This window comes from Herbaspirillum sp. BH-1 (assembly GCF_002870055.1).
In the GTDB taxonomy this organism is placed as follows: Bacteria; Pseudomonadota; Gammaproteobacteria; order Burkholderiales; family Burkholderiaceae_D; genus Herbaspirillum; species Herbaspirillum frisingense.
In genome coordinates this window covers 1-24,571 of the sequence record NZ_PKOI01000033.1, presented here as the reverse complement: position 1 = coordinate 24,571, position 24,571 = coordinate 1, and the positions used below count along the sequence as shown (strand labels likewise).

Annotated in this window: 18 protein-coding genes; 8 read left to right on the top strand and 10 right to left on the bottom strand. The window is 63.6% G+C overall.

Annotation, left to right across the window (positions count from 1 at the left end; translation table 11 throughout):
- Window positions 1-105: 105 nt before the first annotated feature.
- Window positions 106-378 (bottom strand): oxidative damage protection protein, encoded by a 273-nt coding sequence (locus tag HBH1_RS24110; protein ID WP_006464383.1) that lies wholly within the window; start codon window positions 376-378, stop codon window positions 106-108.
- A gap of 95 nt (window positions 379-473) precedes the next feature.
- Window positions 474-1,787: an amino-acid N-acetyltransferase gene (argA, locus tag HBH1_RS24105; protein ID WP_102664680.1), complete on the bottom strand. Its 1,314-nt coding sequence runs from the start codon at window positions 1,785-1,787 to the stop codon at window positions 474-476.
- A 207-nt stretch (window positions 1,788-1,994) separates the two neighbouring features.
- Between argA and hrpA the strand changes: the two genes are divergently transcribed.
- Entirely contained in the window at window positions 1,995-6,083 is a 4,089-nt protein-coding gene (gene hrpA, locus HBH1_RS24100; protein ID WP_102664673.1) for an ATP-dependent RNA helicase HrpA, read from the top strand.
- A 312-nt stretch (window positions 6,084-6,395) separates the two neighbouring features.
- On the opposite strand, the gene HBH1_RS24095 is transcribed toward hrpA, so the two are convergent.
- Complete coding sequence (locus HBH1_RS24095) at window positions 6,396-6,650, bottom strand: hypothetical protein (RefSeq protein ID WP_102664672.1); 255 nt, start codon at window positions 6,648-6,650, stop codon at window positions 6,396-6,398.
- A gap of 450 nt (window positions 6,651-7,100) precedes the next feature.
- Window positions 7,101-7,328, bottom strand: a complete 228-nt coding sequence (locus tag HBH1_RS24090) for a lysozyme inhibitor LprI family protein (protein WP_102664671.1) — start codon at window positions 7,326-7,328, stop codon at window positions 7,101-7,103.
- A 211-nt stretch (window positions 7,329-7,539) separates the two neighbouring features.
- On the opposite strand from HBH1_RS24090, the gene dcd reads away from it, so the two are divergent.
- The gene (gene dcd, locus HBH1_RS24085; RefSeq protein ID WP_006464380.1) at window positions 7,540-8,109 is read left to right on the top strand and encodes a dCTP deaminase; all 570 of its coding nucleotides are present in this window, start codon (window positions 7,540-7,542) and stop codon (window positions 8,107-8,109) included.
- A 99-nt stretch (window positions 8,110-8,208) separates the two neighbouring features.
- On the opposite strand, the gene HBH1_RS24080 is transcribed toward dcd, so the two are convergent.
- Window positions 8,209-9,135, bottom strand: a complete 927-nt coding sequence (locus HBH1_RS24080; RefSeq protein ID WP_102664670.1) for a LysR family transcriptional regulator — start codon at window positions 9,133-9,135, stop codon at window positions 8,209-8,211.
- Window positions 9,136-9,241: 106 nt separating this feature from the next.
- Here HBH1_RS24080 and HBH1_RS24075 point away from each other — a divergent pair, with 106 nt between their 5' ends.
- Both HBH1_RS24075 and HBH1_RS24070 read left to right on the top strand, forming a co-directional pair.
- Entirely contained in the window at window positions 9,242-9,880 is a 639-nt protein-coding gene (locus HBH1_RS24075) for a chromate transporter (RefSeq protein WP_166758084.1), read from the top strand.
- Window positions 9,877-10,407, top strand: a complete 531-nt coding sequence (locus tag HBH1_RS24070) for a chromate transporter (RefSeq protein WP_102664668.1) — start codon at window positions 9,877-9,879, stop codon at window positions 10,405-10,407. Before HBH1_RS24075 ends, HBH1_RS24070 begins: the two co-directional genes overlap by 4 nt.
- Before the next feature lie 147 nt (window positions 10,408-10,554).
- Here HBH1_RS24070 and HBH1_RS24065 read toward each other — a convergent pair whose 3' ends face one another.
- Both HBH1_RS24065 and HBH1_RS24060 read right to left on the bottom strand, forming a co-directional pair.
- Entirely contained in the window at window positions 10,555-12,807 is a 2,253-nt protein-coding gene (locus HBH1_RS24065) for an arginine/lysine/ornithine decarboxylase (RefSeq protein ID WP_006464376.1), read from the bottom strand.
- Window positions 12,808-12,999: 192 nt separating this feature from the next.
- On the bottom strand, window positions 13,000-13,494 hold the full coding sequence (locus HBH1_RS24060; RefSeq protein WP_102664667.1) for a dihydrofolate reductase: 495 nt from the start codon (window positions 13,492-13,494) through the stop codon (window positions 13,000-13,002).
- 415 nt (window positions 13,495-13,909) lie between these two features.
- On the opposite strand from HBH1_RS24060, the gene HBH1_RS24055 reads away from it, so the two are divergent.
- From HBH1_RS24055 to HBH1_RS24040, 4 genes are all read left to right on the top strand, one after another.
- Window positions 13,910-15,535, top strand: coding sequence for a glucan biosynthesis protein G (locus HBH1_RS24055; RefSeq protein ID WP_102664666.1), 1,626 nt, complete (start codon window positions 13,910-13,912; stop codon window positions 15,533-15,535).
- Entirely contained in the window at window positions 15,508-18,156 is a 2,649-nt protein-coding gene (gene mdoH / locus HBH1_RS24050; protein WP_102664665.1) for a glucans biosynthesis glucosyltransferase MdoH, read from the top strand. The genes HBH1_RS24055 and mdoH overlap by 28 nt, the downstream gene beginning before the upstream one ends.
- Before the next feature lie 85 nt (window positions 18,157-18,241).
- Window positions 18,242-19,453, top strand: a complete 1,212-nt coding sequence (locus HBH1_RS24045) for an efflux RND transporter periplasmic adaptor subunit (protein ID WP_006464372.1) — start codon at window positions 18,242-18,244, stop codon at window positions 19,451-19,453.
- A 75-nt stretch (window positions 19,454-19,528) separates the two neighbouring features.
- The gene (locus HBH1_RS24040) at window positions 19,529-21,007 is read left to right on the top strand and encodes an efflux transporter outer membrane subunit (protein WP_102664664.1); all 1,479 of its coding nucleotides are present in this window, start codon (window positions 19,529-19,531) and stop codon (window positions 21,005-21,007) included.
- A 10-nt stretch (window positions 21,008-21,017) separates the two neighbouring features.
- Here HBH1_RS24040 and HBH1_RS24035 read toward each other — a convergent pair whose 3' ends face one another.
- From HBH1_RS24035 to HBH1_RS24025, 3 genes are all read right to left on the bottom strand, one after another.
- A complete protein-coding gene (locus HBH1_RS24035) occupies window positions 21,018-22,079 on the bottom strand; it encodes an NAD(P)H-dependent flavin oxidoreductase (protein ID WP_102664663.1) in 1,062 nt (353 codons plus the stop codon).
- A gap of 60 nt (window positions 22,080-22,139) precedes the next feature.
- Window positions 22,140-23,111: a thymidylate synthase gene (locus tag HBH1_RS24030; protein ID WP_102664662.1), complete on the bottom strand. Its 972-nt coding sequence runs from the start codon at window positions 23,109-23,111 to the stop codon at window positions 22,140-22,142.
- A gap of 140 nt (window positions 23,112-23,251) precedes the next feature.
- A complete protein-coding gene (locus HBH1_RS24025) occupies window positions 23,252-24,184 on the bottom strand; it encodes a 3,5-dioxohexanoate:acetyl-CoA acetone transferase (protein ID WP_102664661.1) in 933 nt (310 codons plus the stop codon).
- Between the last annotated feature and the right edge of the window lie 387 nt (window positions 24,185-24,571).

The following is a 24,571-nucleotide window of genomic DNA, read 5'->3' as shown; positions in this document are numbered from 1 at the left end:
GCGATACGGCCCCATGCGATGCACGCAGGCAAAAAAATCGCCGCCGTGGCGGACCAGGGCGGCGCTGTGCGAGCGGGCAGCCATCCGGGCCGCCCGGCCCCGCGCTTATTCGCTGGGCGGTACGAAACCGGCAGCCGCATCGGCACCTTCGCCGAAGAAATGCTTTTCCATCTGTGCCGCCAGGTACTTGCGGGCGCGGGCATCGGCCAGCATCAGGCGGTTTTCATTGACCAGCATGGTCTGGTGCTTCAGCCAGGCGGCCCATGCCTCCTTGGAGACGCTTTCATAGATGCGCTTGCCCAGTTCGCCCGGATAGGGCGGGAAGTCCAGGCCTTCGGCTTCCTTGTTCAGTTTGATGCAGTGGACCATGCGTGCCATGTCGATTCCTTGGTTCGTTAAGATGAAATGCCTGGGACGGGCGGGCCTGCGATGGGGGTCAGCGGTTGAGCCTGCTCACGTCCTGACGAAAAAATTCAATACAGGTTCTTGATCAGCACCTGTGATTTGCGTTGCCAGTTGTAGATCTGCTGGCGGTCCTGCGGCAGGTCGTTCACGCCTGCCAGCACGAAGCCGCGCTTGAGGAACCAGTGCGAGGTGCGCGTGGTGAGCACGAACAGCTTGGTCAGTCCGGCTTCGCGGGCGCGGGTCTCGATGTGCTTCAGGATACGGTCGCCATCGCCCTGGCCTTGCACTTCCGGGTTGACCGTCAGGCAGGCCATTTCGCCCATGCGTGCCTCCGGGAAGGGATAGAGGGCGGCGCAACCGAAGATGACGTTGTCGTGCTCGATCACCGAGAAGTAGTGGATTTCGCGCTCGATCAGTTCGCGGCCGCGCTTGACCAGCGTGCCATCGGCTTCCAGCGGTTCGATCAGTTTCAGGATGCCGCCCACGTCCTCGATGGTGGCCTGGCGCAGGCTTTCCAGGTTTTCGTAGGTGACCATGGTGCCTACGCCATCGTGGGTGAACAATTCCAGCAGGGCCGAGCCATCGGTGGCAAACGGCACGATGTGGGCACGCGAGACGCCCGCATTGCAGGCCTTGACCACGCTGGCGAGGTAGAAGGCCGCATCCGATGGCAGGAAGCCCGCCGACAGCACGGCTTCAGCCTGGTGCGAGGAGAGTTCGCGGATTTCGGCCCCGGCGGCGTCCTTCATCATCGGCGTTTCCGACAGGAAGATCAGCTTTTCGGCGCGCAGCGCGATGGCCGCCGAGACCGCCACATCTTCCATGGTCAGGTTGAAGGCTTCCCCGGTGGGCGAGAATCCCAGCGGCGAGAGCAGGACGATGCCGCCCGCATTCATGATCGGCTGGATCACGTCGGCGGCAATCTTGCGCACCACGCCGGTCAGTTGCAGGTCCACGCCATCGAAGACGCCCATCGGACGGGCCGTGACGAAATTGCCGGAGATGACACGGATGGCCGAATGCGCCATCGGTGTATTGGGCAAGCCCTGGCTGAAGGCGGCCTCGATATCCAGGCGCAGCTCACCGGCGGCTTCCTTGGCACATTCCAGGGCGGTGCTGTCGGTGACGCGCAGGCCATTGTGAAAGCGTGCCTCGACGTTGCGCAGTGCCAGTTGCTCGGCCACCTGCGGGCGCGAGCCGTGTACCACCACCACCCGGATGCCCAGGGCGTGCAGCAGCGAGAGATCCTGGGCCAGGACCTGCAGGTCGCCGGCCGTGACCAGCTCACCCGGGAAGGCGACCACGAAGGTCTTGCCGCGGAAGGCGTGGACATAGGGCGCGACGGAACGCAGCCAGTTGACGAATTCGGTCTGTTTTTCCATGACGCGCATTATAACCAGCGTCGGCGCTGGGCGTAGGCTTGCGCGCCACCAGCGGCCAGATTTCTTGCGGGGATGTTGCAAAGCGGGACCAATGGCCCGACCAGCATGACCGGCGGAGCCTGGCCCGACTGCCCGAACTTGTACCATGGGCCCGGCAGCCGCCTGCAGCCTGACCGGGCGGGCCGTGGCAGGTATAATGTCGGCCTCATGTCCGTTACCAAAGCACCCACCACCACCCCCGGCGCCGAGCCGCAGAAGAACCCGCAGCAGGAGCGCCCGCGCAATGAGCGCAATGGCCGCGATGGCCGCGATGGCCGCGCCCCGCGCCGCGCCGATCCCGCGGCTGACGCCGCGCCACCGCTGCGCAACCCGCTGCCGCCGGTGACCTTTCCGGAAGAGCTGCCGGTCTCCGGCCGCCGCCACGAAATCGCCGAGGCGCTGCGCCGCCACCAGGTCGTCATCGTCAGTGGCGAGACCGGTTCCGGCAAGACCACCCAGTTGCCCAAGATCTGCCTGGAGCTGGGCCGTGGCGAAAAGGGCTTGATCGGCCACACCCAGCCGCGCCGTATCGCCGCCTCGTCCACCGCCAAGCGCATCGCCCAGGAACTCAATTCCCCGCCCGGTGAGCTGGTGGGCTACAAGGTGCGCTTCAACGACACCCTGTCCAAGGGCGCCTGGATCAAGCTGATGACCGACGGCATCCTGCTGGCCGAGACCCAGACCGATCCGCTCTTGCGCCAGTACGACACCATCATCATCGACGAGGCGCATGAACGCAGCCTGAACATCGATTTCCTGCTGGGCTACCTCAAGCAGTTGCTGCCCCGGCGTCCCGACCTCAAGATCATCATCACCTCGGCCACCATCGACGCCGACCGCTTCGCCCGCCATTTCGGCCGCGAGGTCCAGGGCGAGATCGTGCCGGCCCCGGTGATCGAGGTCTCGGGGCGCCTGTATCCGGTGGAAATCCGCTATCGGCCCATCGACAACGCCGACCGCAGCGGCGTCTCCACCGAGGTGGCGCAGGCCCGCGCCCGTGCCGAAGGCCGTGCCAGCCAGGCCCAGAAGGACCGCGAACAACGCGACCTGATGGATGCCGTGGTCGACGCCGTCGATGAGCTGGCCCGCATCGGCTCGGGCGATGTGCTGGTGTTCCTACCGGGCGAGCGCGAGATCCGCGACGCGGCCGAAGCCCTGCGCAAGCACCATCCGCCGCATGTGGAAATCCTGCCGCTGTTTGCCCGCCTGTCGGCGCAGGACCAGGAGCGCGTCTTCAAGACCAGCAATGCCCGACGCATCGTGCTGGCCACCAACGTGGCCGAGACCTCGCTGACGGTGCCGGGCATCCGCTACGTGGTCGATGCCGGCCTGGCGCGTGTGAAGCGCTACAGCTATCGCAACAAGGTCGAACAGCTGCAGATCGAACCGGTGGCGCAATCGGCCGCCAACCAGCGCGCCGGCCGTTGCGGCCGGGTGGCGGCGGGGGTGTGTATCCGTCTGTATGACGAGCAGGATTTCCTGCAGCGGCCCAAGTTCACCGACCCGGAAATCCTGCGCTCCTCGCTGGCCTCGGTCATCCTGCGCATGAAGTCGCTGCACCTGACGGACGTGGAGAGCTTCCCCTTCATCGAACCACCCCTGGGGCGCGCCATTGCCGATGGCTACCAACTGCTGCAGGAGCTGGGCGCGGTAGAAGAGCAGGACGGCGTGAACCGCCTCACGCCCCTGGGCAAGCAGCTGGCGCGCCTGCCGCTGGACCCGCGTGTGGGCCGCATGATCCTGGCCGGTCGCGACAATGCCTGCCTGACCGAATTGCTGATCATCGCCGCCGCCGTCTCGGTGCAGGACCCGCGTGACCGGCCGATGGACGCGCAGAACGCGGCCGACAACGCGCACAAGAAATTCGCCGATGAGAAATCCGAGTTCGCCAGCTACCTGAAGATCTGGAAATGGTTCGAAGACGCCATCGCCCACAAGAAATCCAATCGCCAGTTGCAGGAACACTGCCGCGAGAACTTCCTCTCGCAGTTGCGCCTGCGCGAGTGGCGCGACGTCCACTCGCAATTGCTGACCATCGTCAAGGAACAGGGCTGGCGCCTGAACGAAGCCCCGGCCACCTATGACCAGTTGCATCTGGCACTGCTGACCGGCCTGCTGGGCAATGTCGGCTTCAAGAGCGAGGACGATGCGCAATACCTGGGCGCACGCGGCATCAAGTTCAACATCTGGCCCGGCGCACACCTCACCAAGAAGCCCGGCCGCTGGGTGATGGCCGCCGAACTGGTCGATACCGCCCGCCTGTATGCCCGCTGCGTGGCCAACATCCAGCCCGAGTGGCTGGAAAAGCTGGGCGGTCACCTGCTGAAGAAATCCTGGGGTGAGCCGCGCTGGGAAAAGCGCGCCGCGCAAGTCACCGCCTCCGAACGTGCCACGCTCTACGGCCTGGTGGTCTACAGCCAGCGCCGCATCAACTACGGCAACATCAACCCGGCCGAGGCCCGCGAGATCTTCATCCGTGATGGCCTGGTCGGTGGCGACTTCGAGACCCGCGCCCCGTTCTTCGCGCACAACCAGAAGCTGGTCCGCGAGATCGAGAACCTGGAACACAAGTCGCGCCGCCTGGACGTGCTGGTGGATGACGAGCTCATCATCGGTTTCTACGACAAGCTGATCCCGCACGACATCTGGAACGGCGTGGACTTCGAAAAGTGGCACAAGCAGGCCACCGCCGCCGATCCCAAGCTGCTCTACCTGAACCGCGACGACCTGATGCGCCACGAGGCGGCTGGCGTCACCACCGAGCTCTTCCCCAAGACCATGAACGTGGCCGGCATCGCCATGGCGCTGTCCTACCACTTCGAACCGGGCGCCCCGCGTGACGGCGTCACCCTGACCGTGCCGCTGTATGCCCTGAACCAGGTCTCGGCGGACCGCTGTGAATGGCTGGTGCCGGGCATGCTCAAGGAAAAGGTGCATCTGCTGCTGAAATCCCTGCCGCAGAAACTGCGCCGCCACTGCGTGCCGCTGCCCGATTACGCAGCGCGTTTCTGCGAGCGCATGGAAGAACGCAAGACCTTCGGGCGCGGCAACCTGATCGACGCCATCATCGCCGACATCCGCGAACAGATCACGCTCCTGGTCAAGCCCAGCGACTTCAAGCAGGAGACGCTGTCGGCCCACCACGCGATGAACTTCAAGATCATCGACGAACATGGTCGTCAGCTGGAAATGGGCCGCAACCTCGCCGCCCTGCAAGCCGAGTTTGGCGGCCAGGCCCGCCAGCAGTTCCAGAAGCTGGCCGAGCAGGTGGCCATCGCACCGCGTGACGACAGCGACGACGAGGCTGCCGCGCCGACGACACAGAAGGCGGCGCCCAAGGGCGCGGCCACCTCGACTGTATCGACAGCCTCTGCTGCGCCCGCTTCCTCTAGCGAATACAGCAACCTCACCGGCTGGAGCTTCGGCGAGCTGCCCGAACTGCTGGAAATCACCCGAGGTAGCGGCAAGCAGGCACAGACCCTGATCGGATTCCCGGCGCTGGTGGACCGCAAGACGCATTGCGACCTGGAAGTCTTCGACGACCCGGCCGAGGCTGCGCGCTTCCATTACGCCGGCCTGCGCCGCCTGTTCGCGCTGCAGATGAAGGAGCAGTTGAAGTATCTGGAGAAGAACATCCCCGGCCTGCAGCAGATGGGCATGCAATTCATGGCACTGGGTTCGCAGGAAGAATTGCGCGAGCAGATCCTGAATGCCGGCCTGGAACGCGCCTTCCTGCAGGACCCGTTGCCCCGCAATGCGGACGAATTCAATCGTCGGCGCGACGAAGGCAAGGCCCGCCTGGGTCTGCTGGTCAACGAGATCGCCCGCCTGTGTGGCCAGATCCTGGCCGAATATCATGCGCTGCCCAAGAAGCTGCAGGGCATCAAGGCCCACGCCCAGGCCGCAGCCGACATGCAGGCGCAGCTTTCGCAACTGGTGGGCAAGCGCTTCGTGGCCGAGACCGACTATGGCAACCTCAGCCACTATCCGCGCTACCTCAAGGCCATCAACGTGCGTCTGGACAAGCTGCGCGCCGACCCAGCCCGTGATACCCGTCTGCTGGGCGAGTGGAACTCGGTGGCGCTGCCTTACCAGCGTGCCCTGAAGGACCGCGCCGGCCGCGCCGATCCCAAGATGACCGAGTTCCGCTGGATGCTGGAGGAATTGCGCGTATCGCTGTATGCGCAGGAGCTGAAGACGCCCATGCCGGTGTCGGTGAAGCGCTTGCAGAAGGTGTGGGAGAGTATGCAGAGGTGATTTCTGCGTCCTACTGGTGGTTTCTCTCAGCGGTTCTTATGGAAATACGCGGAATTTCAACTGTTCAACTGCTTGCATAGTCTGCCGACGTGCAGTCCTTGAGATACGCCACTGCCGATGCTATGAGTTGTTCCAGCGTCTGATGGCAATGCTGATTTGGACAGTATGCGTGCTTAGCAAAAGAATGCGGTCAGGCGGATTTTGCTTTCCTGAATAATTAGGTGGGTCTACAGAGAAACCGGGCTGGATGCAAAGAAGCTGATCGGAGAAAAGATGCACGCAAGTGCGTCTGTTCTCAAAGCGGAGAGCCTCTTACCTCTTGGTTTTTTCATGTACATAGATGGCCAGTACAAAAAAAACGCCTAGACTTACCCCTAAGATGGCTGATCCTGTGACGGCCCAAAATGCTCCCCGTCCACTTTCAAAAACAAGAAGGTTGATCAAAGAAACAGCGAAGAAAATGGCGCTCGTCACAAAAAATGCTTTGATCTTGCTCCATTTCTTTTGAGTGGAATATTCTGCAAGCATGCCACCTAGCATCCCTGCCAATTCAATTATCAAGCTCATAGAATCTCCTAAAGGATGCGGTGAGTTCGCGCCTCATTCCATTCTGTTAGTCAGTTACCAGCCAAAATATTGACTGTATTGTGAAGAGCCAAAGTTTGAAGCCAGGATATTTGGCCTACAGGCGATCTGTCCCGTGAGGCTCCGCCAGATGCAAGCATTAGCGCATCCCACTACTCCGCGGTAAGTGTCCCGTACCGATTGAATACAGTGAACCTTCCCGGGTAATTGGTCGCTTTGTCATTAGTTCGAAATGCAGCCGATGGAGCGAAGAGGTCGGCGCGTCCAGCGCTGACGGGATCAGTCGCGGGGATTTGTTTCCGCCGTAGTATCGGATTCGTCGCACGTCGGATGAACTCCGCTGATGACGGGATAGTCGCAGATTTCCTCAATGCGCTGCTTGTACAAGGGCATCATGCATTCGCGGTCGGGGCATTGGTTCCGCCGAAGCAGTCAGGTTTTCTGTGACCTTTTCAGCGCCTTTTTTGCACCGTCACCGATGTCGGAGTTCAACGTCCATCGATAGTTATTGTTCAGCGCGTTGTCCAGCCGTAGGAGCATAGGATCCCCACAGATGGTTTCTTCTGTGAAGGTGCCGATACGAGCACATTCGATGGCGGAGGCTTCAACGGTAAGCAGAAAAAAGCCGACGGTAAGTACTACCTGCATATACATGAACATGAGAGTGCCCTGATGAGTTTGGTTTCAAACAATAAAATGTCAGAGCGGCAGAATCAATTCGTACAAGGTGACCGTCGTTGCTACTGGCTATCTCCTGTCGGGGCAATATAGGGCAGCAGCGGCACGCCGCGATGGCGTGGATTGGCCCAATTTGCGCCGATTTTCGCGTAAAATGCCGCATTCTCCAAATTCGTCACACACATCGAACACCATGGCCATCAAGTCAGACAAGTGGATCCGCCGCATGGCGGAGCAGGAAGGAATGATCGAACCCTTCGAGCCGGGGCAGGTGCGCCAGTCGGCGGACGGGGCCAAGATCGTTTCCTATGGCACCTCGTCCTATGGCTACGATATCCGCTGCGCCGATGAATTCAAGATCTTCACCAACATCAATTCCACCATCGTCGATCCAAAGAACTTCGACGAGAAATCCTTCGTGGATTTCAAGGGCGATGTCTGCATCATCCCGCCCAACTCCTTCGCGCTGGCCCGTACCGTCGAATACTTCCGCATCCCGCGTAGCGTGCTGACCATCTGCCTGGGCAAGTCCACCTATGCGCGCTGCGGCATCATCGTCAACGTCACCCCCTTCGAGCCGGAATGGGAAGGCTACGTCACCCTGGAGTTTTCCAATACCACGCCGCTGCCGGCCAAGATATACGCTGGCGAAGGCTGTGCCCAGGTGCTGTTCTTCGAGAGCGATGAAATCTGCGAGACCTCGTACAAGGATCGCGGCGGCAAGTACCAGGGCCAGCATGGCGTGACCTTGCCCAAGACCTGAGCGCGTCGCGTCGTAAAGTTTGTAAACGATTTACAAAGAAGGCTTCCTGTGGGAAGCCTTCTTTGTATGGATGGCGCTTCTGCCATATGTCGTACGTGTTTAACGGCGCTTACGGCCGGCGCTCAGTTTCAACGCCTCTTCCCGCATCAGCCGCGCAGCGCCGCTGATGCTGCCGGTCCGGTAGGCCAGGTGCAGCGGAGCTTTCAGGTCCGAGGCTCCGGTCAGCCTGAGATACACCACCCCCTCCGCATTGACCCGTGTCATCGACGCCGGGATCACCGCCACACCGACGCCTGCTGCGACCAGCGACAGCGTCGAGAGGTTCTTGCGCGCCTCCTGGAGCACCTGTGGCGAGAAGCCGGCCGCGTGGCAGGCGGCGATGATGGTGTCGTACAGGCCCGGGCCGTTGGGCCGGCGCGTCATGATGAAGGATTCCTCGGCCAGGGCGTGCAGGGCGATGCTCTTGCGCTTGCCGCCGTCGGCCAGCGGATGGTCGATGGGTAGCGCGGCAACCATGTCTTCCACCAGCATGGTCTCTATCGTCAGCCCGCTGGCGTCGCCCACCGGCGAGCGCACGAAGGCGAGGTCGAGCCGCTTGCCGCGCAGTGATTCGATCAGTTCGTTGGTATTGCTCTCTTCCACCGTCATGATCACATCCGGCGCATCGGCGCGGAAGGCGCGGATCACCGAATGCACGAAGGGATGCAGTGAGGCCGATTCGGTGAATCCCACCGCGATGCGCCCCATCTTGCCCTGGGCGATGCGGCGCACGCTGGCCACCGTGGTATCCAGCTGGGCCAGCAGGGCGCGGGCGTCGACGAGCAGGGCGGCGCCGCTGTCGGTCAGCTCCATGCCGCGTGGCAGGCGATTGAACAGGGTCACGCCCAGCTCGCGCTCCAGCACGCGGATCTGCTGCGACAGCGGCGGTTGCTGGATGCCGATGCGTTCGGCGGCCTTGGTCAGGTGGCCCTCTTCGGCAACGGCGATGAAATAGCGCAGCAGGCGCAGGTCGATGGCAGGTGACATATCGTATGAATATGGATAGGCTATCTGACATATATTAGACAAAAACCCTCCCCAAGAGTAGCCTTTCATGCATGCGGCAATCACGCCGCGCCTGCATGAGACGACGATGAGCACTCCCGATCCCCTGGCCCCAGAGCGGCCTGTCCCCACTACCAGAGAACTGTTCCTGGGCTTCCTCGGCCTGGGCATGACCGCCTTCGGCGGGGCGCTGCCGCTGGCGCATCGCATGATCGTGGAACGGCGGCGCTGGCTGACCGAACCCGAATTCGTGGAACTGCTGGGGCTGTGCCAGTTTCTGCCGGGCGGCAACATCATCAACCTGTCGGTGGCGCTGGGCATGAAATTCCGCGGCTGGAAGGGCGCGCTGGCTGGCATCACCGGACTGATCGCGGTACCGTCCATCGTCGTGATCCTGCTGGGGATGATTTATCAACACTTCCAGCATGATCCCAACGTCAAGCACCTCTTCGCCGGACTGGCCGCGGCCGCGGCCGGGCTGCTGATCCAGATGGCGGTGAAGATCGCGCTGCCGCTGCGCAAGAACCTGGTGCTGGCCGGGGTGGCCATCGTCTGCTTCGTGGCCATTGCCTTGCTGCGCATCCCGCTGCTGTGGGTGATGCTGGTGATGACGCCGATCAGCGTGATCCTGACCGCCCGTTACGGCGAGCGTTTCGCCGCCAGGCCGCAGGTCGCCGCCGCCAAGGATAGCGTCAAGGACACCGTCAAGAAGGAGGGCGCGCAATGAGCCAGACCCTGATCGCATTGGCCATCATCTTCACGCAGTTGTCGGTGCTGGCCTTCGGTGGCGGCAATACCATCCTGCCGGAGATGCAGCGCCAGGTAGTGGAGGTGCATCACTGGATGACGGCCGAGGATTTCAGCGCCCTGTTTGCCCTGGGCCAGGCCGCGCCCGGTCCCAACCTGATGGTGGTGACCCTGGTGGGCTGGCATGTGGCCGGCTTCTGGGGGATGCTGGTGACCAGCCTGGCCAAGTTCGGGCCGTCGTCCATCATCACCGTCATCATGCTTCACGTGTGGGAGAGGTTCAAGGACAAGCCCTGGCGGCGTCACGTGCAGGCCGGGCTGCTCCCGGTGACCGGCGGATTGGTGGCGGCATCGGCGTTGCTGATCGCCCAGGCCTCGATCACCCATGGCTTCCTGGCGGCGATCACGGCGGCCACGGCCATCATCGCGCTCAAGACCAGGATCCATCCGTTGTGGTTATTGTTTGGCGGGGCCTTGGCGGGTTTCTTCTATCTCGGCACTTTCTGACGGCGCGGCTGGCGCGGAGTCCCTGCGCCTTCGATACGCGGCAGAGCCGCTACTCAGTCCGAACGGGAGTGGGTATGTCGATCCCGAAAAGAAAACAGCCGATGCCTTCGCAGGCATCGGCTGTTTTTTTACGTTCAGCGCTGAGGCTTATTGCTTGACGCAATCCACGAAGTAATCGCGGCGGCCGTTGACTTCGCGCTTGACCAGACCGTGCACGTCGGTTTCGAAGCCAGGGAATTTCTCGTTGAAATCACGGGCGAACTTCAGGTAATCGACGATGGTCTTGTTGAAGATTTCGCCCGGGATCAGCAGCGGAATACCCGGCGGATACGGGGTCAGCAGGATCGAGGTGACGCGGCCTTCGAGTTCATCCAGGGGGACGCGGTCGATCTCGCGGTGGGCCATCTTGGCGAAGGCATCCGAGGGCTTCATGGCCGGTTGCATGTCCGAGAGATACATCTCGGTGGTCAGGCGGGCCACGTCGTAGGCACGGTAGGTCTCGTGGATCTGCTGGCACAGGTCGCGCAGGCCCAGGCGCTCGTAGCGCGGGTTGCGCTGGGCGAACTCGGGCAGGATGCGCCAGATCGGTTGGTTCTTGTCGTAGTCGTCCTTGAACTGCTGCAGTGCCGTCACCAGCGTGTTCCAGCGGCCCTTGGTGATGCCGATGGTGAACATGATGAAGAAGGAATACAGACCGCACTTTTCCACGATCACGCCGTGCTCGGCCAGGTACTTGGTCACGATGGAGGCCGGGATGCCGGTCTCGCCGAACTGGCCGTTCAGGGCCAGGCCGGGGGTGACGATGGTGGCCTTGATCGGGTCCAGCATGTTGAAGCCCGGTGCCAGGTCGCCGAAGCCGTGCCAGTCGTCCTCGGCCTTGATGACCCAGTCTTCGCGCTCGCCGATGCCGTCGGCGGCGAAGCTGTTGGGGCCCCAGACCTGGAACCACCATTCATCGCCGAACTCCTGGTCGATCTTCTTCATGGCGCGGCGGAAGTCGAGCGCCTCGATGATGCTTTCTTCCACCAGCGCCGTGCCGCCAGGGGCTTCCATCATGGCCGCAGCGACGTCGCAGGAGGCGATGATGGAGTATTGCGGCGAGGTCGAGGTGTGCATCAGGAAGGCTTCGTTGAAGGCATCTTCGTCCAGCTTCACGGTTTCCGATTCGCGCACCAGGATCTGCGAGGCCTGCGACAGGCCGGCCAGCAGCTTGTGGGTCGACTGGGTCGAGAAGATCAGCGATTTCTTGGCGCGCGGGCGGTCCTTGCCGATGGCGTGCATGTCCTTGTAGAAGTCGTGGAAGGTAGCGTGCGGCAGCCAGGCTTCGTCGAAGTGCAGGGTCTCGATTTCGCCGTCGAGCATGTCCTTCAGGGTTTCGACGTTGTAGACCACGCCGTCGTAGGTCGACTGGGTGATGGTCAGGATGCGCGGCTTCTTGTTCTTGGCTTCGCGGGCGAAGGGGTTGGCTTCGATCTTGCGCTGGATGCTTTCCAGGGTGAACTCTTCCAGCGGGATCGGTCCGATGATGCCCAGGTGATTGCGGGTGGGCATCAGGAACACGGGAATCGCGCCGGTCATGATGATGGAGTGCAGGATGGACTTGTGGCAGTTGCGGTCCACCACCACGATGTCGCCGGGGGCGACGGTGGAGTGCCACACCATCTTGTTGGAGGTCGAGGTGCCGTTGGTGACGAAATAGCAGTGGTCGGCATTGAAGATGCGCGCCGCATTACGTTCCGAATTGGCCACCGGGCCGGTGTGGTCCAGCAGCTGGCCCAGTTCTTCCACGGCGTTGCAGACGTCGGCGCGCAGCATGCGCTCGCCGAAGAACTGGTGGAACATCTGGCCGACGGGCGACTTCAGGAAGGCCACGCCACCGGAGTGGCCGGGGCAGTGCCAGGAATAGGAGCCATCCTGGGCGTAATCGACCAGGGCGCGGAAGAAGGGCGGGGCCAGGCCGTCCAGGTAGGACTTGGCTTCACGGATGATGTGGCGGGCCACGAACTCCGGGGTGTCTTCGAACATGTGGATGAAGCCGTGCAGTTCGCGCAGCACATCATTGGGGATGTGGCGCGAGGTGCGGGTTTCACCGTAGAGATAGATGGGGATGTCGGCGTTCTTGTGGCGGATCTCGCTGACGAAGGCGCGCAGGGCCTTGAGGGCGTGGTCGGTTTCCTCGTCCGAGCCGGCCCCCATTTCCTCGTCGTCGATGGACAGGATGAAGGCCGAGGCGCGCGACTGCTGTTGTGCGAACTGGGCCAGGTCGCCGTAGCTGGTCACGCCCAGCACTTCCATACCTTCGGCTTCGATGGCGTCAGCCAGGGCGCGGATGCCCAGGCCCGAGGTGTTCTCGGAGCGGAAGTCTTCGTCGATGATGACGATGGGGAATCGGAATTTCATGGAATTCTCCAGGCTTCGCGCGCGTGGGGCGCCGGGTAGGCGGACGCGCGCAGGGGTGAAAAGAAGAGCGCCTGGGCTGGCAGTGCTTGCGCGCCGGAAAAAATGAAAGCGGGATTGTCGCAGATATGCGCTAAAGAGGTGCGCAGTTTAAGCAAAAACGGGAAAAAACAACAGCCGCTGTCCGGACCCGATTCAACGTCTTTGGTACGTCACAAAAGCGTAGTCCAATCCGGAAGTTTCGGAGTGGTGTTCCTCGCGCGCCGTCTCCTGCCAACGCTGCTCGTCGATGGCCGGGAAGAAGGCATCGCAGTCGAAACTGCCGGCGATGCGCGTGATGATGAGGCGGTCCACCAGCGGCAGGGCCTCGGCATAGATCTGGGCACCGCCGATGATGAAGGCCGGAGCACCGCCGGCCAGGGCTGCAGCCGCCTGCAGCGAGGTCGCGGTTTCCACGCCGTCGTGTTGCCAGTCGGCATTGCGGGTGATGACGATGTTGCGGCGATTGGGCAACGGCCGACCGATCGATTCGAAGGTCTTGCGGCCCATCAGGATGGCATGCCCCGAGGTGGTGCGCTTGAAGTGGGCCAGGTCTTCCGGCAGGCGCCAGGGCAGGGTGTTGTTGATGCCGATGCCGTTGTTGAGGTCGGTGGCGACGACGATGGTGAGCTGGCCGGAAGGTGTGGTCATGCGGATGCGTTCTTGCCTGAATGGAGTGGAAGGTGGTCGAGGCCGCTCAAATCAGCCTGGACTGGTCTGATTGGCCTGGATGGCCCTGAATCGGTCGCAGCGGGCCGGCCATGGGCCGGTGACGATTTCTTCAGACGCATAATGTTACAGCAGCCATGCTGCGGCACGGAACTTTCTGCACCTGCACCTGCCCTTATACCTGACACCGGCAGCCGAAAGAGCTCGTCAGCGGCCTGCCAGCCAGCAGTGATATTTTCATTCCGGAAACATCGCTGGCATTGTCCGGAAATGCCGGAACCATGCCAACGCCCTGCGAACTTGCGAACAATCCCCGCCACATTTGGGTAAACTAGCGCCTGCTTTCCAGTTCGGCGCAGCCCAGAGCGTCAGCCGGGGCTCTTAACCAGAAAATTGCATGTCAGACAAAACAATAATGCTGCTTCACACCACCTCCGGGCCTGGCGCGGGACCATCCTCCCCGTCCAGCACCACACGATCGACCTGGTGGCGCCGTCTGGCCGCGCCCGCGACCCTCGCCGGTCTGCTGGCCCTGGCCTTGCCGCAAGCCGCCCTGGCCTTCGATTTCAATACCGTTGCCGCACGCGCCAAGGCGCTGGCCGGCAAGTCCTACAAGAAACCCTCCGATGACCTGCCCAAGTCGCTCAAGGACCTGAGCTACGAGCAGGCCAGCCAGATCTACTTCCGCGACGACAAGTCCTGGTGGCGTGTCCAGAAGCTGCCCTTCGAGCTGTCCTTCATCCACCTCGGCGCCAGCTACACCGAGCCGGTCAAGGTCAATGAAGTGGTCGGCGACGCCGTACGCGAAATCCATTTCAATCCGGCCCTGTTCGACTACAGCGCCAATCGCAGCGTGGATCAGCGCAGCCTGCGCAATCTCGGCTTTGCGGGTTTCCGCATCCGCTTCCCGCTGAACTCGGCCAAGGTCAAGGATGACGTGCTGACCTTCCACGGCGCCAGCTACTTCCGCGCCATGGGTCGTGGCCAGAGCTATGGCCTGTCGGCGCGTGGCCTGGCGATCGATACGGCGCTCTATTCGGGGGAGGAATTCCCGCGCTTCACCGAGTTCTGGCTGGAGCGTCCCTCGGGGGATGCCAAGGAACTGGTGATCTATGCGCTGCTGGATTCGCCCCGGGCCACTGGTGCCTACCGCTTCGTGCTCAAGCCGGGCGTCGATACCGTGATGGACGTCAAGGCCCAGCTCTACCTGCGCAGCAATGTCACCAAGCTGGGTATTGCGCCGCTGACCAGCATGTTCCTGTTCGGCGAGAACCAGCCCGGCCCGGCCGACGACTTCCGTCCGGAAGTGCATGACTCGGACGGCCTGTCGATGCAGTCCGGCACCGGCGAATGGCTGTGGCGTCCGCTGGTGAATCCCAAGCGTCTGCTGGTGACGTCCTTCTCCTTCGACAATCCGCTGGGCTTCGGCCTGATGCAGCGCGATCGCAGTTTCTCGCACTACGAAGACCTGGACTACAACTACCAGGCCCGCCCCAGCGCCTGGGTCGAGCCCAAGGGCAAGTGGGGTTCGGGCCGCGTGGAACTGGTGCAGATTCCCACGCCGGACGAGACCAACGACAACATCGTGGCCTACTGGATTCCGAACACCCTGCCCAAGCCGGGTCAACCCTTCAATGTGGAATACCGCCTGTCCTGGCAGAAGGACAATGAAAAGCGTCCGCCGCTGGCCTTCGTCACGCAGACCCTGTTCGGTCACGGCTACCGTCCCAAGCAGGAAGGCAAGGCCGACGAGGTGCAGCAACTGGCCATCGATTTCGACGGTGGCACTCTCAAGAAGCTGCCGGCCAATGCGCGCGTGGAAGGCGTGGTCGAAGCCGATGCCAACGGCAAGCTGGCCAGCGTGACCACACGCAAGAATGAAATGACCGGCGGCTGGCGCGTGGAAGTCAAGCTGCGCCGGCTGGAAGAAAACAAGCCTGTCGAGCTGCGCGGTTTCCTGCGCAATGCCAATGGCGGCACAACCTTGTCTGAAACGTGGAGCTACATATTACCCCCCAACTAAGGCAGACTTCGGCAGCCTCGCAGGCGCTCGAGGATTACCTCGCGCGCCTGCCGCTGTCGCCTGAACAACGCCAGGACCTGGCGGCGCGGGCGGGTGCGATCGGCTCCGGTGATCCGGTGGCCGACCTGCACCGCGTGCTGGCCGAGGCTTCCGGGCGCGATGTGCAACTTGTTGCAGCCGCCGCCCAGGCGTCGGTGGACGCACGCTTGCGCCTGATGTATCCGCAATCCAGTACCGACGGCGCGACCGATAGCACCGACCCTGCCGAGGCCGGCAGCGTCGTGCCGCCCATCAGCCAGGAGCGCGGCCAGCCGCACATTCCGGTCGGACCGCCCATGCACCGCAAGTCCATGGTCCCGCGCCCCTGGGGTGAACTCAATCCCTTCTCGCGCTGGGTGGAGGAAGAAAACCGCCGCCTGGAGCGTCGCCCCAGCCGCTGGCGTCGCGCCCGCAAGGGCCGCGCCAAGCTGGCCGAGCCGGTGCCGGCAGCGGTGGATGATGAACCGCGTTACATCGAAGATCACCTCGACCAGTCCGAGGCGCCTGATCCCAAGGGCCACTGGCAGCACACCGGCAACGTACGCCGCATCACGCTGCTGATCCTGATGGTCCTGCAGACCTCGATGGCCACCTATTTCATGAGCGACGTGCTGCCCTACCACGGCACCAAGCCGCTGGAGATGGTGGTGCTGTTCCTGTTCGGCCTGCTGTTCCTGTGGGTGTCGGCGGGTTTCTGGACGGCCATGACGGGCTTCCTGGTCCTCATGCGCGGTGACGACAAGTACCTCATCTCGCACGAGAAGGCCGGTCACACCGAGATCGCGAAAGAAGCGCGCACGGCCATCGTCATGCCCATCTGCAACGAGGACGTGGCACGCGTCTTCGCCGGCCTGCGGGCGACCTACGAGTCGCTGGAGCGCACCGGCCAGATCGCGCATTTCGATTTCTTCATCCTCTCCGACAGTGGCGAAGCCGATATCTGCGCGGCCGAAACCGCCGCCTGGAATCGCTTGTGCCGCGAGACCGGCGGCTTCGGGCGCATTTTCTATCGCCACCGCCGCCGCCGCGTCAAGCGCAAGAGCGGCAATCTGGACGACTTCTGCCGTCGCTGGGGTGCCGATTACCGCTACATGGTGGTGCTGGACGCCGACAGCGTCATGACCGGCGAATGTCTGACCAAGCTGACCCGCCTGATGGAAGCCCATCCCGGCGCCGGCATCATCCAGACCGCGCCGCGCGCGGCCGGACGTGACACGCTGTATGCCCGCATCCAGCAGTTCTCGACCCGTGTCTATGGCCCGCTGTTCACCGCCGGCCTGCATTACTGGCAACTGGGCGAGTCGCACTTCTGGGGGCACAACGCCATCATCCGCCTGCAGCCCTTCATGAAGTACTGCGCGCTGGCGCCGCTGCCGGGCAAGGGCAACCTGTCCGGGCCGATCATGTCGCACGACTTCGTCGAGGCCTCGCTGATGCGGCGCGCCGGCTGGTCGGTGTGGATCGCCTACGACCTCGATGGCAGCTACGAGGAAATGCCGCCCAACCTCCTCGACGAACTGAGCCGCGACCGTCGCTGGTGCCAGGGCAATCTGATGAACTTCCGCCTGTTCCTGGCGCGTGGCATGCACGTGGTGCACCGCGCCGTGTTCGTCACCGGTGTGATGGCCTATGTCTCGGCGCCGCTGTGGGGGCTGTTCCTGATCCTGTCCACGGTATTGCTGGCCGCGCACACGCTGATCGACCCGCAATACTTCACGGCGCCGCGCCAGCTGTTCCCGATCTGGCCCGAATGGCATCCGGAGAAGGCCCTGGCGCTGGTCTCGGCCACCGCCACCATCCTGTTCCTGCCCAAGATCCTGGCGGTATTGCTGTTTGCAGTGAAGGGCGCGCGTGGCTTTGGCGGCGCGCTGGCCCTGTTCCTGAGCATGGTGATCGAACTGCTGTTCTCGATGGCGCTGGCGCCGGTGCGCATGCTGTTCCACACCCGCTTCGTGCTGGGCGCCTTCCTGGGCTGGAATGCCGGCTGGAAGTCGCCACCGCGCGCCGACAATGAAACCGGCTGGGGCGAGGCGCTGCGCCGCCATGGCTGGCATTCGTTGCTGGGCGTGGCCTGGGGCGCGCTGGTGTACTGGCTCAACCCGTCCTTCATCTGGTGGCTGATCCCGATCGCCGGTTCGCTGGCGGTGTCGGTGCCGGTGTCGGTGCTGTCCTCGCGGGTCAGCTTCGGCCGTGGCTTCCGTCGCGCCGGTCTGTTCAAGATTCCCGAAGAGACCTCGCCACCCTTCGAATTGCGCGAGACCGTGCGCCACCATGAAGAAACACCGGCGTTGCCGGGCTTCGTGGAAGCGGTGGTCGATCCCGCCTTCAATGCCCTGGTGTGTGCCACTGCGCATGCCCATCCGCAGGTGCCGCAACTGACGCAGCACCTGCGCGAGAAGCTGGTGCGCACGGCGCTCAAGGACGGGCCGGACGCGCTCAACGACAAGCAGAAGAACAGCATCCTGGAAGAGCCGGGTCTGCTGTCTCAGCTGCACCAGGCGGTCTGGAGCGGCGTCCCGGAAGTCCACCCGGACTGGCGCGTCGCCCTGGCCCGGCAGGACGCACCGATGCTGGCCGCCTGAGGGGGCGGACAGGACCGGAGACGGCCGATGAAATTCGGCCGTCATCATTTTCTGACATCATCTTTCGCGTTTGCCACGAGCGACCATGACCGAGCCGCAAGATCAACTGCCCCACGCCATCCCGACTTCACACGCCCCTGCACGACAGAAGGCGTGGTGGAGCGGGCTGGCGCTGGTACTGGTGCTGGGCGGTGGTTACTGGCTGTATTCGCGCCAGCAGCCGCCGCCAGCGGCGCCCAAGCCGATTCCGGTCAAGCTGGAGACGGTCACCGTCGAACGGGCCGACCTGGAACAGGTAGTCAATGCCACCGGCAATGTGGTGGCGCAGGATTATGTGGATGTCGGCTCCAAGGTGGCTGGCCAGTTGTCGGATGTCGATGTGGTCATCGGTGAAGCCGTCAAGGCCGGTCGCCTGCTGGCCACGGTGGCACCGGCCGTGCAGAGCAGTCGCATCGAGAACAACCGCGCCACGCTGGCGCGCCTCAAGGCCGAGCTGGCCGGACAGAACGCCCAGCTGGACTTTGCCCAGCTACAGTTCCAGCGCCAGACCCAGCTCAAGGCCGAGAACGCCACCCGCGAGGAATCCTATGAATCCAGCCGCATGAACATGTATGCGGCGGCGGCCCGGGTGGACGCCACCAACGCGCAGATCCAGCAGACCGAGGCCTCCATCCGCGAAGATGAGGCGGTGCAGAAACAGACCCGCATCGAAGCGCCGGTCAGTGGCACCATCGTCACCCTCAACGCGCGGCCGGGCCAGATGGTGGGCGCCAACCAGGAAGCCCTGATGCGCATTGCCGACCTCTCGCGCATGACGGTGCAGGTACCGGTATCGGAAGAAGACGTCACCCGCCTGCAAAAGGGCATGACCGCCTACTTCACCACGCCCGGCTATCCCGGCAAGCGCTGGAGCGGCAAGCTGCGCCAGATCATGCTGCTGCCCACCGACGACTCCGGGCGGCAGGGCAAGAAGGCCTTCTACACCGTGCTCTTCGATGTCGCCAATCCCAGCCGGGAACTGATGAGCGGCATGAGCGCCGATGTCTATTTCGTGCTGGCCCGGGCCGAGCGCGTGCCCACCATCCCGCGCTCGCTGGTGACCAAGCCCGGCATGGATGGCACCCAGACCGTGAAGGTGGTGCTGGAGGACGGCAAGCTGGAGAGCCGCAAGATCAAGATCGGCATCCGCGATGGCGAGCGCGCCCAGGTGCTGTCGGGCCTTAAGGAAGGCGAGCAGGTGCTGTTGCCGGCCAATCCGCCGGCCCCTGCGGCCACTGCCGGCGCAGCGTCACGCTAGCCGCCAGGCATGTTGTACAGTAGAGGCTGCGCCGGGGAGGGCGGCCTCTTTTTCCTGTTTCGATGCACATGACCCATGAGATTGCCTAGCCCGACTCCGCCTGTTTCCGATCTGCTGCCCCGCCTGGCGCGGGTGGTGCTGGCCGTCTCGCTGGCGCTTGCCGTGGGTGCCTGCGTCACGCCCCAGGTGCAGACCGATCCCATCCTCGAAATGCAGGTGCCCGACAAGTGGGGCGGTGGTGCTTCCGCCGATGTGGCCCACGCAGAACAGCTGTGGCCCGATACCGACTGGTGGAAGCAGTTCGGCAGCGGCGAATTGTCCGAGCTGGTGCAGGAAGGCCAGCGCAACAACTACGAAATCGCCGCCGCCTTTTCCCGCATCAAGCAGGCCGAGGCCCAGGCCCGCATCGCCGGCGCGCCGCTGTTGCCCAATGTCAGCCTGAATGCCGGTGCCAGCCGTGAAATGCCGATCTCAGGCGGCACCCCGGCCAATGCCGCCAACGCCAGCCTGCAGATCAGCTACGAGATCGACTTCTGGGGCAAGAACCGCGCCGGGGTCGAGGCCGCCGAAGCCACCCTGCGCGCCAATCGCTATGACCGCGAGACGGTGGCCCTGACCGTCACCAGCGGCATCGTCTCCACCTATCTGCAAGTGCTGTCGCTGCGCGACCGGCTGGAGATTGCGCGCCAGAACGTCAACAACGCCGAACGCGTGCTGCGCCTGGTGGAAGCGCAAAGCCGCGCCGGTTCGGCCTCGCCGCTGGACCTGGCGCGCCAGCGTTCGGCCCTGGCCAACCAGCGACAGCTGATCCCCGACCTGCAGCAACAGGAGCAGGACGCCCAGACCGCACTGGCCATTTTGCTGGGCCGTCCGCCCCAGAATTTCAAGGTCGAGGAAAAAGGCCTGGCCGGCATCCAGATGCCGCGCATCTCGGCCGGCCTGCCCTCCGAACTGCTGACCCGCCGGCCCGACATCCGTCGCGCCGAAGCCAACCTGGCGGCCGCCAATGCCAACGTCGCCGTGGCCCGGGCGTCGCTGTTCCCCAGCATCACGCTGACCGGCTCCACGGGCGCGCAGAGCAATGCCTTGCTGTCCCTGTTCGATGGTCCCAACCTGTTCGCCAACCTCGGCGCCGGCCTGATCGCGCCCATCTTCGATGGCGGCAACCTGCGCAACCAGCGCGCCTTGGCCGAGGCCCAGAAGGAAGAACTGGTGCAGGTCTACCGGCAGCGGGTGATCACCTCGCTGTCCGAGGTGGAAAAGGCCCTGGGCGCGATTCGCAGCCTGGAAGAGCGGTACCGCCTGAAGGTGGGGGAAGTGGACCAGGCGCGCTTCGCCTTCGAGCTGGCCGAAATTCGTTATCGCGCCGGTGCCGAAGACCTGCTGGTGGTGCTTGATACCCAGCGCACCCTCTCTGAAGCCCAGAACCAGCTGGGCCAGATCAAGCTGCAGCGGCTGCAGGCGACCGTCTCGCTGTACAAGGCCCTGGGCGGCGGCTGGCAGGACAAGCAGGTGCCGGGCGACACCGGTACCGCCACCGGCACCGTATCCTGAACAGAGTGGCTCAGGCCGTGGCCTGCCACTCCTGCACCAGCACCTGGACCAGCTCGGCCACGGTCAGTCCGTCGCGGATGAGCGCCGCAGCTTGTCCGGCCCAGTGAGCGCCGAATTCGTGCACATCCCTGGCCACAGCCATCGCATTGAGCTGCTTGCCGGCGTCGTAGGCGGCCGGATAGGCTGGAATCGGCGGCGCGCCAGGGGTATCGATTTCCTGCATGAAACGATTGACGATGCCGCGTGCGCGGTGGCCTGAAATGGCGGCCGTCACACGCGTGTGTTCGGCGCGCTCGCTCTTGAGCAGGGCGCGATAGGCGGCATTGGCGCCGGATTCGCGGGTGAGCAGGAAGGCGGTTCCCATCTGCACCGCCTGCGCGCCCAGTTGCAGGGCGGCGGCAATGCCCTTGCCATCCATGATGCCGCCGGCTGCGATCACCGGCAGGCGGCTATGCTGCGCCAGCAGGCGCACCAGGGCGAAGGTCCCGATCTCCTCATCCTTGTCCTGGTCGAAGATGCCGCGATGGCCACCGGCCTCGATGCCTTGCGCGACGATGGCGTCGATCCCGGCGGCCTCGATCTGGCGTGCCTCGTCCAGGCAGGTAGCGCTGGCCAACAGGAACACCCCGGCCTGCTTGAGGGACTGGATCACAGCAGCCGATGGCAGGCCGAAGTGGAAACTGACCACCTTGGGCGGCTGTTCCAGCATCAGTTGCTGCATCCCGGTATCGACCTTGAAGCTCTGGTAGATCTCCTTCAAGGGCAGCGCGATGCTGCCGCCGAATTCATCCAGATGGCCTTGCAGGTGCTGCAGCCAGGCCGCATCCCGGGTCGCATCCAGCTGCGCCGGTTGATGGCAGAAGAAGTTGACGTTGAAGGGTTTGGCCGTGAGCGCCTGCAACTGTGCCAGCGCCTCGCGGGCCTGCGCCACGTTCGAGGCGCCCAGCGCCAGCGAACCCAGGGCGCCGGCATTGGAGGCGGCTGCGGCCATGGCCACGGTGGAACTGCCAGCCATGGGGGCCTGGATGATGGGATGGGCCAGGCCCAGTCGTTGCAGCAGGGGGGTAGTCATGCGTCTCTCCCGAAGTGCGCACTGACCGGCGCACTGCCGGTGGCGGCATGCGCAGGTGGTTCAGACCGCCATGGGGGCGGTCAGGGGGGCGTGGTGCTGGTAGTTCTCCAGCGAGAAGTCGGAGGGCTCGATCTGTTCCAGCCATTGCGGTGCGTACTCGCCGGTCTTGGCGAAGTCCGGTACGCGGTCGGAAATGAGCAGTTGCGGCAGCGGGTAGGGCTCGCGGGTCAACTGTTCCTTGACCATCTCGATATGGTTTTCGTAGATGTGGGCATCGCCCACGAAGTAGCTGAACCAGCGCGGCTTGTAGCCGGTCAGGCGCCCGACCAGATGCAGCAGTGCCGCCGCTTCGGCCAGGTTGAAGGGCGTGCCCAGGCCGATGTCGTTGCTGCGCACGTACAGGCAGAGCGAGATTTCGGCGGTGTTCTGGTTGGGCAGGAACTGGTACAGCAGGTGGCAGGCGGGCAGGGCGATCTCGTCCAGCACTGCGCAATTCCAGCCATGGAACAGGATGCGGCGGCTGCCGGGGTTCTTGACGATGGTGTCCAGGCATTCACGTAGCTGGTCCACCGCCTTGTACAGCAGCACCTTGTCCACGCCGTCATCCTGCAGCGTGGAGACGATGCTGAAGCCCTTGCTGCGGGCGGCGTCGATCTGCGCGCTGTGGGCGGCATCGATCAGCTTGTAGGCCGGCCACTGGCGCCATTGCACGCCATACACCGGGCCCAGGTCGTCGGTGCCGGTGCGGAAGGGATTGGCCAGCCAGTCGGCGTTTTCATTGGCGTTTTGGTCCCAGACCTTGCAGCCCAGGGCGCGGAAGTCGGCGGCGCTGCGCGTGGCGCGCAGGAAGCCGCACAGTTCGCCCACCACCGACTTGAAGGCCAGGCGCTTGGTGGTCACCGCCGGGAAGCCCTTCTGCAGGTCGAAGCGCATCATCGCGCCGGGGATGCTGAGGGTGCGGATGCCGGTGCGGTTGTCTTGCCAGGAGCCGTTCTCGAGGACGTCCTGGATGAGGTCTTGGTATTGTTTCATTGCAATGTTTCGGGTGCTGGCCACTGGCCGAGGGATGCGGGATTGTAGCGCATCGACAGGGCAAGCACCCGAAGGGCGGGGAGCCTTGGCATGGCGTCAATAACGAAACGCCAAGGCCTGCCCGCTGCGGGCGGTGGCGCTCAGAAGCCGACGTTCTGGCCGCCCTTGAGTTTCAGCATGGCGCGGGCGTCGTCGGGGCTGGCCACTTCCAGGGAGAGCGCTTCGATGACGGTGCGGATGCGGCGGACCTGGTCGGCATTGCTCTTGGCCAGGTTGCCGGGGCCGTCCCAGAGCGAGTCTTCGAGACCCACGCGGGTGTGGCCGCCCATGGCCGCCGACATGGTGGCGATGGGGATCTGTCCGCGGCCGGCGCCCAGTACCGACCAGAAGTAGTCTTCGCCGAAGAGGCGGTCGGCGGTGCGCTTCATGTGCATCACGTCTTCGACGTCGTTGCCGATGCCGCCGCGCAGGCCGAAGACGGACTGGATCAGGAAGGGGGGCTTGATCAGGCCTCGGTCGATGAAGTGGGCGGCGGTGTAGAGGTGGCCGATGTCGTAGCACTCGATTTCGAAGCGGGTCTGGTTGGCGCTGCAGGATTCAAGGATGTAGGCGATGTCCTTGAAGGTGTTGCGGAAGATGCGGTCGTCGGAGCCTTCGAGGTAGGGGCGTTCCCAGTCGTATTTGAAGTCCTTGAAGCGGTTCAGCATTTCATACAGGCCGAAGTTCATGGAGCCCATGTTGAGGGAGGCGACTTCGGGTTTGAGCTGCAGTGCGGGTTGCAGGCGTTCTTCTACGCCCATGGTGGGGGCGCCGCCGGTGGTGAGGTTGATGACGACGTTGGAGCGGGCTTTGATCTGGGGGAGGAATTTGCGGAATTCGTCGGGGTCCTGGGTGGGTTTGCCGTTTTGTGGGTCGCGGGCGTGGAGGTGGACGATGGCGGCGCCGGCTTCGGCGGCGGCCAATGCTTCGTCCCTGATCTGCTCGGGGGTGATGGGCAGGTGGGGGGACATCGAGGGGGTGTGGATGGCGCCTGTGACTGCGCAGGTGATGATGACTTTCTTGGGCTTGGCCATGGGGTGTGCTCCTTTGATGTTGGTTGTGCTTTTGGGGGTGCTTTGCTGTCTTGCTTTGTGTTGTGTTGTTTTGTTTTGTTTTGTTTTGTTGCTTGGGTAGTCTGGTCTTGCTGACTATCTGCGCTCTAGCTTAATGCTTTTCTCTCTCCGGTCGCAGGGGAGCGCCGGGGGCGGCCCGGCAGCCGCTCACTTTCTTTGGCCCGCCAAAGAAAGTAAGCAAAGAAAACGGCCCCCAAGAGCCAGCCCTCCTGCGGAGGGTGCCCGCCGGAGTGAAGCAGCAAGTGGGAAAAATAGAGTCGCTTCGCTCCCACTATTTTTCTGATCCACTTGCCGCTTCACTCCGGCGGCTGGCTCCCAAGGGGGAAAGCGTGTCCGGCTCGCCTTCGG

Excerpts from the sequence above, each read along its gene's own strand:
- HBH1_RS24090 (WP_102664671.1), bottom strand. The coding sequence starts at position 7,328 with ATGTTCATGTATATGCAGGTAGTACTTACCGTCGGCTTTTTTCTGCTT.
- HBH1_RS24080 (WP_102664670.1), bottom strand. The coding sequence starts at position 9,135 with ATGTCACCTGCCATCGACCTGCGCCTGCTGCGCTATTTCATCGCCGTT.
- HBH1_RS24025 (WP_102664661.1), bottom strand. The coding sequence starts at position 24,184 with ATGGCCAAGCCCAAGAAAGTCATCATCACCTGCGCAGTCACAGGCGCC.
- HBH1_RS24040 (WP_102664664.1), top strand. The coding sequence starts at position 19,529 with ATGAGATTGCCTAGCCCGACTCCGCCTGTTTCCGATCTGCTGCCCCGC.
- hrpA (WP_102664673.1), top strand. The coding sequence starts at position 1,995 with ATGTCCGTTACCAAAGCACCCACCACCACCCCCGGCGCCGAGCCGCAG.
- argA (WP_102664680.1), bottom strand. The coding sequence starts at position 1,787 with ATGGAAAAACAGACCGAATTCGTCAACTGGCTGCGTTCCGTCGCGCCC.
- dcd (WP_006464380.1), top strand. The coding sequence starts at position 7,540 with ATGGCCATCAAGTCAGACAAGTGGATCCGCCGCATGGCGGAGCAGGAA.
- HBH1_RS24070 (WP_102664668.1), top strand. The coding sequence starts at position 9,877 with ATGAGCCAGACCCTGATCGCATTGGCCATCATCTTCACGCAGTTGTCG.
- HBH1_RS24075 (WP_166758084.1), top strand. The coding sequence starts at position 9,242 with ATGAGCACTCCCGATCCCCTGGCCCCAGAGCGGCCTGTCCCCACTACC.
- HBH1_RS24065 (WP_006464376.1), bottom strand. The coding sequence starts at position 12,807 with ATGAAATTCCGATTCCCCATCGTCATCATCGACGAAGACTTCCGCTCC.
- HBH1_RS24110 (WP_006464383.1), bottom strand. The coding sequence starts at position 378 with ATGGCACGCATGGTCCACTGCATCAAACTGAACAAGGAAGCCGAAGGC.
- HBH1_RS24035 (WP_102664663.1), bottom strand. The coding sequence starts at position 22,079 with ATGACTACCCCCCTGCTGCAACGACTGGGCCTGGCCCATCCCATCATC.
- HBH1_RS24060 (WP_102664667.1), bottom strand. The coding sequence starts at position 13,494 with ATGACCACACCTTCCGGCCAGCTCACCATCGTCGTCGCCACCGACCTC.
- HBH1_RS24045 (WP_006464372.1), top strand. The coding sequence starts at position 18,242 with ATGACCGAGCCGCAAGATCAACTGCCCCACGCCATCCCGACTTCACAC.
- HBH1_RS24055 (WP_102664666.1), top strand. The coding sequence starts at position 13,910 with ATGTCAGACAAAACAATAATGCTGCTTCACACCACCTCCGGGCCTGGC.
- HBH1_RS24030 (WP_102664662.1), bottom strand. The coding sequence starts at position 23,111 with ATGAAACAATACCAAGACCTCATCCAGGACGTCCTCGAGAACGGCTCC.
- HBH1_RS24095 (WP_102664672.1), bottom strand. The coding sequence starts at position 6,650 with ATGAGCTTGATAATTGAATTGGCAGGGATGCTAGGTGGCATGCTTGCA.